The sequence below is a fragment of the Acinetobacter sp. YH12027 genome (assembly GCF_013420085.1).
Classification (GTDB): Bacteria; Pseudomonadota; Gammaproteobacteria; order Pseudomonadales; family Moraxellaceae; genus Acinetobacter; species Acinetobacter amyesii.
The window spans coordinates 1-9,065 of sequence record NZ_VOYW01000068.1; the positions used below are offsets into that span (position 1 = coordinate 1).

General features: G+C 40.8%; 11 protein-coding genes. All 11 read right to left on the reverse strand.

The genetic code is table 11. The features are described from left to right. Nucleotides 1-1,644: 1,644 nt before the first annotated feature. The 11 genes from ssb to FTT94_RS15710 all read right to left on the reverse strand — a co-directional run bounded on the left by ssb (nucleotide 1,645) and on the right by FTT94_RS15710 (nucleotide 8,847). Complete coding sequence (gene ssb, locus FTT94_RS15665; RefSeq protein WP_180171092.1) at nucleotides 1,645-1,971, reverse strand: single-stranded DNA-binding protein; 327 nt, start codon at nucleotides 1,969-1,971, stop codon at nucleotides 1,645-1,647. A 240-nt stretch (nucleotides 1,972-2,211) separates the two neighbouring features. After that, nucleotides 2,212-4,332 (reverse strand): DUF3987 domain-containing protein, encoded by a 2,121-nt coding sequence (locus FTT94_RS15670; protein ID WP_180171093.1) that lies wholly within the window; start codon nucleotides 4,330-4,332, stop codon nucleotides 2,212-2,214. Then, on the reverse strand, nucleotides 4,325-4,639 hold the full coding sequence (locus tag FTT94_RS15675; protein ID WP_180171094.1) for a hypothetical protein: 315 nt from the start codon (nucleotides 4,637-4,639) through the stop codon (nucleotides 4,325-4,327). The genes FTT94_RS15670 and FTT94_RS15675 overlap by 8 nt, the downstream gene beginning before the upstream one ends. Then, nucleotides 4,632-4,943: a hypothetical protein gene (locus FTT94_RS16795; RefSeq protein ID WP_257231474.1), complete on the reverse strand. Its 312-nt coding sequence runs from the start codon at nucleotides 4,941-4,943 to the stop codon at nucleotides 4,632-4,634. Before FTT94_RS16795 ends, FTT94_RS15675 begins: the two co-directional genes overlap by 8 nt. Next, nucleotides 4,940-5,182 (reverse strand): hypothetical protein, encoded by a 243-nt coding sequence (locus FTT94_RS15680; RefSeq protein WP_111885247.1) that lies wholly within the window; start codon nucleotides 5,180-5,182, stop codon nucleotides 4,940-4,942. Before FTT94_RS15680 ends, FTT94_RS16795 begins: the two co-directional genes overlap by 4 nt. A gap of 9 nt (nucleotides 5,183-5,191) precedes the next feature. Next, nucleotides 5,192-5,560, reverse strand: coding sequence for a hypothetical protein (locus tag FTT94_RS15685; RefSeq protein ID WP_180171095.1), 369 nt, complete (start codon nucleotides 5,558-5,560; stop codon nucleotides 5,192-5,194). After that, nucleotides 5,553-6,059: a BRO family protein gene (locus tag FTT94_RS15690; protein ID WP_180171096.1), complete on the reverse strand. Its 507-nt coding sequence runs from the start codon at nucleotides 6,057-6,059 to the stop codon at nucleotides 5,553-5,555. The genes FTT94_RS15685 and FTT94_RS15690 overlap by 8 nt, the downstream gene beginning before the upstream one ends. Beyond that, nucleotides 6,056-6,274: a helix-turn-helix domain-containing protein gene (locus FTT94_RS15695; protein WP_180171097.1), complete on the reverse strand. Its 219-nt coding sequence runs from the start codon at nucleotides 6,272-6,274 to the stop codon at nucleotides 6,056-6,058. Before FTT94_RS15695 ends, FTT94_RS15690 begins: the two co-directional genes overlap by 4 nt. A 3-nt stretch (nucleotides 6,275-6,277) precedes the next feature. Further along, nucleotides 6,278-6,577: an AlpA family transcriptional regulator gene (locus FTT94_RS15700; RefSeq protein ID WP_180171098.1), complete on the reverse strand. Its 300-nt coding sequence runs from the start codon at nucleotides 6,575-6,577 to the stop codon at nucleotides 6,278-6,280. A gap of 197 nt (nucleotides 6,578-6,774) precedes the next feature. Further along, nucleotides 6,775-7,509 (reverse strand): hypothetical protein, encoded by a 735-nt coding sequence (locus FTT94_RS15705; RefSeq protein WP_180171099.1) that lies wholly within the window; start codon nucleotides 7,507-7,509, stop codon nucleotides 6,775-6,777. A 147-nt stretch (nucleotides 7,510-7,656) separates the two neighbouring features. Then, complete coding sequence (locus FTT94_RS15710) at nucleotides 7,657-8,847, reverse strand: site-specific integrase (protein WP_180171100.1); 1,191 nt, start codon at nucleotides 8,845-8,847, stop codon at nucleotides 7,657-7,659. Between the last annotated feature and the right edge of the window lie 218 nt (nucleotides 8,848-9,065).

Here is a 9,065-nt window from a genome sequence, read left to right on the forward strand (position 1 = left end):
CATATGATTGCGATATATAAAGATAATAACTTATTGTTTTGATTATAATATTTTATAAGGTCAAAATATTTAACCTCCCATTTAACCTCCAATCGTGTTCTGTACCCCCCTATTTTGAACAATAAATTATTTTGTTCGCCTCCTCTTTTTTGATGGAGCGGAATAGAGTATTTAAAGCTGCTCCCCTTATTTGTGGCTCAGGTAGGGTCAGATTTAGAACCCTATCCTTTGTGGGTATCTTTAAGCTACTCACTAACTATCTTTGAGCTAGTCACTTGCATGGGTTTCGGTGATTACCGAAACGATAACGCAATCCTAAATTAACTTAGCCGTCCAAGTGGTTGATTAAGTAGCTCGGCTGTTTAGATGCGCTCAAATTGAGCATATCCCCCAACGGGGTAAATGTTCCCGATCCGCTACTACACTTTAAAGGTAGTTAAGAGATTCCCCCAAAGTTGGGGTTATCTTTGTGAGTATCTTTAAGCTACTCGCAAAACTCACTTTTGAGGTCTGCTTTTAAAACATGAATTTAGCCAACGCAATTTTGCGCCGTCCTACTTCAGAAAACTTCAGTTTCAAAAATACAAAACCTTATAAAACCTTATATTCAAAGATGCTCAAACGCTTTGAACCTCACAAAACCTCACTTTCATTACGGCATGATTACGGCATGTTTTTCTGCTGCACCTGTTATCAAATGTTATGGTTTGAACCTGACAAAACCTGAAATCATTACGGTTAGATTACGGTCCGTACTACTACAAAATACTACTTTCCGTTTACTGCTCGGACTTATCAAAACTTAACATTGATAACCTGTCAAAACCTGTTATTTAAAACGCTGCACCTGTTAGTAAATGTTAGTCAGAACCTATCAAAACCTATGGTTATAGACTGCATAAATCCTAAGTAATCCTAAGTTCACAACCTGACAAAACCTGACATTTTCTTTGACATTATTTTTTGAATTTATGACCCAAGTATCTGTATTAAATTGAAAAACCTTTGACATTTTCTTTGACATGAAAAGCCTTTAAACCTCACATTTAGAACGCCGTAGCTGTTAACAAAAAGTTAACTTTTTAACAAAAGCAGAAATTTTTTTATACGTGCGATTGGCTGCGGTCTCCGCTTTGGGCCAGTCCATAAGTTATGAACTCCCCCCACTGGTTAGCCGTCACTGATAGATTGAACCTCACAAAACCTAACCTTTAAACTTGAAAAACTTGAAATTAGAACCCAGCAAAACCCAACGATTAAACCTGATAAAACCTGAAATTAGGACGGCAACATCACGGCACTGTTTGGCTCAACTTGCACTCCTATAAAAAGGCTGTTTTGCTGTACGTAGCTGTACAAGGTATGTTTACCCCATTTTTGCTGTAAACCTTGCTGTGCTTAGTTTTGAGCATGGCTTTAATGGTCTTTTTGATGCGGTGCTGTAAAACAAGAAATTCTTTACGTAGCTATACAAAATAGGGGGGGTGTAATCACTCCATTTCTTCAATTTGCGAAACAATCCTATGAAAGAAATGATTTTGCGAAACTCACCCTATGAAAGAAGCATTTTTATCTAATTAGACTATGCCGATCTAATCGAATCTAAGGCATAAAAAAAGCTCCCCATATTTAGGGAGCTATTGATTAAAGCAGTTGCAGCTCATCGGCTCGAATCTCGGTTATTTCCTTTTCTGATCCGCTTTTGTCCTTATACTTCCTTGTACGCAAGCTGCCCTCAATATAAACCTTGCTGCCTTTCTTGAGGTACTTACTGGCAATCTCGGCTAATCGGTTGTTAGTGGTGATTCTGTGCCACTCAGTCGCTTCTTTGCGCTCTCCAGTGGTCTTGTCTTTCCAAAACTCGGTAGTTGCAACGCTGAATGTCGTAATGCTGCCACCGTTGGGAAATTGTTTAGTTTCAGGGTCACGGCCTAATACACCCATCACAGTCACTTTGTTTACGTTTGGCATTGTTCAATTCTCAATTTATATATTTTTCTTCAAAAGTCTGACTAAATGACTAAATAGCCCTGCAACTATTGATATATAAGGCTCTCTGTTTAGCAGTCACCCAAAACCGCTATGACTAAATGACTAAACGAAAAAATTAAATGATTAATTCCATTTAGTCACTTAGTCACTTAGTCAAACCATGACTGCTAAGTGAAAAGCCTTGTGCTGTAAGGCTTTCAGGCTCATTTAGTCACTTAGTCACGATTCTACTAAACAAGGGTGAATTACAACGTATCTTGTCCGCCCTATAGATTCGATCTTGATATGATTTGAATCAATTAACTGCTCTATAACCATTTCCAAAAGGTTTTTATTCTTTTGCATGGGTCTAGGGCATGAAGTTTGAACATTTGAGTACGCTATGCGGTCGGTCTTTTGGTCATTGCACTTTTTGGCAATCCATTTAATAAGGCGTTCCGCTTCCGTTTCGGTTTTAACCTCAATGTCTGCATACATTGCCCATTCATTTAATGAATGTTTGACGACCTCACAAGCTCCTTTTAGGGTTTTACCATCAATCTGTTGCAATCCCTCAAAATAAGCGAATACAGTAGCTAAACGGCGCGCTAATTGACTGGCACGACTGGCGAACGCTTGTAGGTACTCGTAGCGTTTCCCTTTGCCCTGTAATTCTTCAAACATATTGTAGAACGCTGCATCTATTTCCTTTGCTTCTTCATTCATAGGCAGAACATATCGCCCATTATGTAATTCATGCTCGGCTTTCACTTGAGGGCAGTCATCAAGTAGATATTCGCATCGTGTCCAGTAGGCTATAAGCCTATGGTCAATGCTTGCATTCTTATTTCTATAGATTGCATCTTGTAGGCGTGTGCCTGCTAAATTTTCGGGGATGGTTAGAATGAATCTAGGCAAAAAACCTTGTCCCCTTAGCACTGGGTCTTTTAATGCTTCTGCTAGAACTTCATGCTGTCCCTGTAAATTAAACGTCAATCTAACGTCATAAGCTCGGCCACTGCCGTTCAAATTAGACTTGGATCGGGTACGTTCCACAAAACCATCATCAAATAACTTTGCATAGCCTCCTAGTGCTTGGTTACGTGTATCGGCTTTCATGCTATGACCGCCGAAAAACTGCCCTGCTTCATCACTGGCAATGGACGCATTATTTAAAACGCCATCAATAAAAAGCCCTGCAATAGATTCAAGGGTTATATCGCTGTATAGGGTGCTAGGGTCGTTGGGTGGTGGATTCTCTGCACAATATGCCTCACGGTCTTTTTTAGGTAGTCCAGCCTGTCCGCTTTTCCATTGCTCCAGCTCTTGTCTGTATGCCTCGTACTGCTTGCGCTCGTGCTTAATAATGGCCTGATCCGCTAGGTTTCGGCTTGTACTCTTGCGGCTGCCACTTTGCCCCTCTGTAAGCAAAAATAAACTGCATGGCTCGCCGTGTGCATTAAATGGATGGGGGGCATTAACCTGGGCCTGTGCAATATGTGACATTGCACCAATAACACATTGAGCAGTCATGGCAATTGGTGACTGCACATGCTCAGAAATAGCCCTCACTGCCTCCTGTGCCAGTGGTGGCAACGCATGTATTGGATAAGGATTTAAAACGGTTTCTGATTGAGATAGCGGCAATAACTCGCCCCACTCAGTAGGCTTGCTTAACAACTCTATAGCTTCATCAATAAACGCCAACACCTCACTTACACTTTCATGCTGGGCCAATTCGATTTGAAATTCACTTACACCCATTTTTAAATACTGGCATAGCAGCCTAACCGCCGTGTTCTGCTCCAGCTTTTTAAATGGCTCAAGGTGCATTTGTTCAATTCTGACTGGCAAATAAAGCTGCTTATAGCCTGCCTGTGATAGCTGGTTAATAACGAACTGTATTTGCTCAAAATCAAACGGCTTGAGTTCTGTTTTATGGTTGCTGCATAGGGTAGGCAGTAGCACCAATGCAACGGCATAGCCAGTCTGTGCGACTTTAAAGAATGCCTCTAGGCTGTACGTGATAATGACTGGCTTGTCATGGTCAAAATCACCATACCTTGCAAAACCTTTAGCCAGTCCATCAGGAATGACAGCTACACGCTGCCTATCTTGCATAACAGCACATTGAACAAGCTCAAGCAGCCCATCATAAATAGGCATAATCAAAGGCTGTGCATAGGTAACTCCGTTTATATCCACATTGCCATCATCAACATAAATCGGCTGCTCAGGACTGCCAAAACGCTGTATTAATGGATGTGATGAATAAGCATCATTAAACGATACAAGCTGTGTGCATTCGTTTAAAATGTCATCGGGTGTTATTAGTTCTTTGGGGTGGTCATAATCAAGCATTGTGGCTACCCCCTTTCATTTTCTCCCATTCAGTCTTATATGCTTCTGCCCCTTTAGCATGGTTGCGGTGTCGATCTTCTGCTAAATATTCATACATATCTAAATGAGTGACCAATTCAGAAAAATGATACTGACTGACTTCTTTTCCACTCTCTGCCAGCTTGTTTAACTTCAATACTTCTTTTCTGATATGGCTGATTGCTGTACACATCCAGTTCATATCTGATTCAGATAATGAGGCTAGGTCGTGCATATCGCCTGCATCATAAGTCTTGAGTGTATTTTTAGAATTGATTTGATTAGGCATAAGAATGCGCTCCTGAGTTTGTAGGAGCTTTGCCAATTACGACCAAGTAATTAAGGTGGCAAAGCTGAAAGGGGTTGGTCGACCAGTAACTCAGGTGACTGGCACACTCGAAAGTGTCCCCCTCCAGCTTCGCCATAACATGCGAACGCATAGAGAAATTACGCATACAAAAAAAGCCCTTTAAGCGGACTGTATGCGCTGAGTATTCATAGCCGACCAAAGCTAACTTTGAGATTTTGCTCAAAGCCCGATTAATATAACCATACTTAGGCATGTTAGCAATATCGAATAATTTGTTTTTCATGCTTCTGCCCCTCTCAAGTAAGCATCAATAAGCTGCTGTAAGCTCTCCCCATGCAGCACCACAACGCCAGTGGCTTGAGGGTTTTGCATAAGTTGCTCCATACCGTCATCAATGGCCTGAACTCCACCGCCTACAGTGATTAGTTCGATAAAACTACAAGCCTCATTGTTTACGATTAAATCTGCCTCAATGTCTGCCTCGGTGTTAGTGCGATATGAAGCTAATACAATGTCTTTCATGATTTCACCTCACTGCACACGGTTGATATTGATATTTGAATTAATCAAAACGCCATCATTAGGCAGTCCGACTTGCTGGCGGTTATCCATCATCTGCAATAAACGCTGTTCTGCTTCTTCAAACGAAATGCCGAAATGCTTTGCAATGTCCTCTAGGCGGTACATAGGCTCGCCGTCATCGGTGTAACCGCTTGGCGGTGGCAATAGGTTTAATTCCTTCGCCTTTTGGTGCATTTCTTCTTTGATATGCTCAGGCGTGTAGTGCATTGTCAAAATGAGGGCCTGCTCGGTGATGGGGTGGTGTTCCCCATACTGGGCCAGCATTGCTTTGTAGTGGTCAAACGCTTTGAAAAACTCAGGGTGTACATGTTTACTCATTGTCTACCCCTTCAAAAGTTAGCTGTAAATTTGCTTTGCATGTTGTAATTCTTAGGTTTAAATCTCGCATTGAATAACGATGGTTCACTAATCCAGTGCCATGAAATGAACCTTTAGCCTTTTGGGTCTTTTCCTGCATACATAGGCGGTTTAATTCTTCATAGGCTGTCTGTCTTGCTGAATAGCTCCCAGTCTTGCGGATGCTCGGCAGTACCTCAGCAAATACCCAGTTTTGAAAATTCAACGCTTCTTTTTTATTGGATCGGAAAATAATGCGGTATAGATTCGGCTCATTAATAAACTTGAGCTTTTGAGTACCGCCATTTGTGAGGATGTGGCAATCCGCCACACCCTTTGAATCTAACTCTCGAAATAGTCGTGATGTACGGCTTATGTCTAAAGATTTATAAACATCAGTCAAACAAAACCACGGTTCTTTACTGTCATCTAAGACAATCCGAACGCCGTGTTCATTGAAATTAAAAATAGATGGGTTCATGCTGCCACCTCTTTCATAAGCTCATAACGTGCATGTCGGCCAATGCCTGACTTATTGCGCTCGTTATGGGTCACAATGTCGTAGCCTGCATAGCGTAAACGCTGAATGATTGCGCTCAGGCGGTAGCAGTTAAAAAGGTCGATGGCCTCGGCTTGTGAAATGGTCTTGCCTTGCTTGAGGTGTGCTAGGACTTGTTTTAATTGGGTGTTATTCATTGATTAAGCCTCCATCGTTGCAATGGTGGCTTGTTCTTCAATCCATGCCTGCACCTCAGACATACGCCATACAGTGACGTTGCCACTGATTTTAAGAGGTTGCGGAAATTTCCCTTGCTTGACCCAAGTCCATATTGTTTTTTCACTGACTGGGAGTAATCCGACACGCTCAGGCTTGGCATTAACTTTGCGTTTCATGCCTGCATTTTCGCCTGTCTTTACTGTGTAGATTTTTTCGGGGGTAGATGGCGCACTGGCTAACTGTTTAATCCGTGCATATTGTTCTGTGTAAAGTGATGACATAAAGCACCCATCCTATTCATAAGTTGAAATAGAAAGCCTTTGCAGTTCATTGCATCGGCTTGATGGGTGAATAAAAACAAATAAATATTGGGGTCAGGAAGCATCAAAGGAGTAATGGCAATATAAAAAAACTGCCATTACCCCAAAATAAGACTATGATTTTTATTGTTTTATTGGGGTGATACCTTTGGTTTTATTTATGGGTTAATTTTTCTATTTCCTCCATTTTTTGCGTTGGGGTGACGGCAAATTTTATCTATTGCTGTTTGAATATAATCACTATCCAGTTTAGGGTGATTTTCTGCAATCCATGCTTTTACGACATTTTGCTTAGGTGGTGGTTGGTTTTTATCAGGGTCGTAACTAATCCAAAACTCACGAATAACGCCATTAATCGCTTCAAGTGCTGGCGTTGTGTAGTTAGGCTCAGGTAATAAACCTACATTGTTTTGTTGTACTGATTCATGTTGTTTGTATGTGACTGGTTGAGATTCAACAATAATGGCATTTTGCAGATGTGGCTCAAGGTAGCCATTCTTTTTCAGCCATTTATACAATTCATCTCTATGTATTTTTGTTTCATTCGCAATAATCGAGCCAACATCTTCTAGGCTAACTCTTGCCTGCTCAACAACCTCATCCCATTGATTGTTATAGTCGCTGCGGTCAATTTTTATATATGGTGATTTTATCTCTTGAGTGCATATAGCCTCGATAATTGATCTTATAAGCATTAATGAATGTTGCCAATTTATAGGTTTTTCACTAATTAGTTTTTCTCGTAATTGGTAATCATGCAGATGATTGTACTCGCAAGGCTCTAATCCTGCCGTGAGTAAGCTAGCCTCAGCAATCGAAAATAATTTAACAGTGTTCCAGTGTGAAAAATCAGGGCTTCCCCTTAAATCATGCAATTCTCTTAATGTTGCCATTCTTATTTTGCCTCCCACAGCACCCCAAAGGTAGCTAGGTAAACAAGTTGGGTACTTGCTTGTCGGCTGGCCTGCCTATACCTAGCTAAATCAATATATCAAATAATTAAGTAATTGCTAGTTATTGCACGTCCTAGCTTGTCGCACTTATACAGACTTTTTAAATAAAATAATGTCGGGGTCATCTTCCTTGTGTAGATGGTTGGCTAGTTCTTCAATGTCGGGGTTGTAGTAGGTATTGATTAGAATGCTTATGGTTTTATGGCCTGTAATTTTTGCCAGTACCTCTACTGGGAGCTTGGAATTTTTAACCATCCGTGAAATGGCTTCATGTCGGGTATCGTGAAAAGTTAAATCATTAATTTTTAATTTACCTTTCACCACTTGGTTAAAATATGCTGACAATGCACCTCTACCCACTTCACCATCAGCCACCTTATTTTTAAGAGTGCATACATCGGTTTCGTCTATTCCTCGCATATAACTTAGAAGCTCAATAGCTCGCTTGGATAAAGGCACTTTTCTAGCTGCGCCGTTCTTTGTAAGCTCCAGCTCGACATGCTTGTCGTAAACGTCCGCCCACTTTAAGCCTGTTATCTCACTTGCCCTCATTGCTGTTTCAATAGCAAATAAAAACGCCCATGCTGTTTGTTGTTTCTTAGTGATTGGCTGGGAACGTCCATCATATTTGAATGCCTGCAAAATTTGGTCTATCTCATCTTGTGAAATACGTCTGTTTCTACTTGCTGACTGTTTCGGCTTGGCTACATCATCCAATGGGGAGCTGCTCATAATTCTTAGTTCTTGTCGTGCATACTTGAACACAGCACTTAATAAGCCCAAGTCCCTAGCGACTGTTGCACTCTTAACCTTTTTTAATCGCTCATCCCTAAATTGAATCATGTCTAGCTGTCCTAGTTGGTTTACTGGTTTCTTCATCAATCGGGGAAATGATTTTATATAGCTACTCAAAATAACGGTTTCCACACGTCCGCCCCTTTTGTGTGGTGTGACTTTTTCAGCATAAAGCTGGATCAGGTCGGCAAAACTCATCTCTGATAAATCTTTAATCTTTTCTTGTCGTTTTTGCTCAGTCGGGTTAATGCCCTCTGATACTTGTTTTTTTATCTCATCACGTCTTAAACGTGCATCTTTAGCATTCAGCACCTTTGGATATTCGCCTAGTGTGATGGTGTTTTTCTTTCCATCGAGCGTATATAGCACTTTCCAAGTTTTGCGACCTGTCGGAGATACGAATAAATACAGCATCTCGCTGTCATTGATTTTTTGTAGCTTGGAGGTTGGCTTGATAGCATCAATCTGCAATTTAGACAGCATTATTATTTCCTCAATAATTCATACAATTAAGAGGCTTTAGAATTTATGGCGATTAATTTTTTTAACCTCCCATTTAACCTCCATTTAACCTCCCATCGTAGTTTATTGCATGTTATTACACCACACAAGAAAAAGGCTCAATCCCTTACAGAATCAAGCCTTCACGTTATGTTAGGTTATGGTAGGTTTTTGCTAATATATTGCCATATGATTGCGAT

Coding starts and splice junctions, on each gene's coding strand:
- FTT94_RS15710 (WP_180171100.1), bottom strand. CDS start 8,847: ATGCTGTCTAAATTGCAGATTGATGCTATCAAGCCAACCTCCAAGCTA.
- FTT94_RS15700 (WP_180171098.1), bottom strand. CDS start 6,577: ATGTCATCACTTTACACAGAACAATATGCACGGATTAAACAGTTAGCC.
- FTT94_RS15690 (WP_180171096.1), bottom strand. CDS start 6,059: ATGAACCCATCTATTTTTAATTTCAATGAACACGGCGTTCGGATTGTC.
- FTT94_RS15680 (WP_111885247.1), bottom strand. CDS start 5,182: ATGAAAGACATTGTATTAGCTTCATATCGCACTAACACCGAGGCAGAC.
- ssb (WP_180171092.1), bottom strand. CDS start 1,971: ATGCCAAACGTAAACAAAGTGACTGTGATGGGTGTATTAGGCCGTGAC.
- FTT94_RS15695 (WP_180171097.1), bottom strand. CDS start 6,274: ATGAATAACACCCAATTAAAACAAGTCCTAGCACACCTCAAGCAAGGC.
- FTT94_RS15670 (WP_180171093.1), bottom strand. CDS start 4,332: ATGCTTGATTATGACCACCCCAAAGAACTAATAACACCCGATGACATT.
- FTT94_RS15685 (WP_180171095.1), bottom strand. CDS start 5,560: ATGAGTAAACATGTACACCCTGAGTTTTTCAAAGCGTTTGACCACTAC.
- FTT94_RS15675 (WP_180171094.1), bottom strand. CDS start 4,639: ATGCCTAATCAAATCAATTCTAAAAATACACTCAAGACTTATGATGCA.
- FTT94_RS15705 (WP_180171099.1), bottom strand. CDS start 7,509: ATGGCAACATTAAGAGAATTGCATGATTTAAGGGGAAGCCCTGATTTT.
- FTT94_RS16795 (WP_257231474.1), bottom strand. CDS start 4,943: ATGAAAAACAAATTATTCGATATTGCTAACATGCCTAAGTATGGTTAT.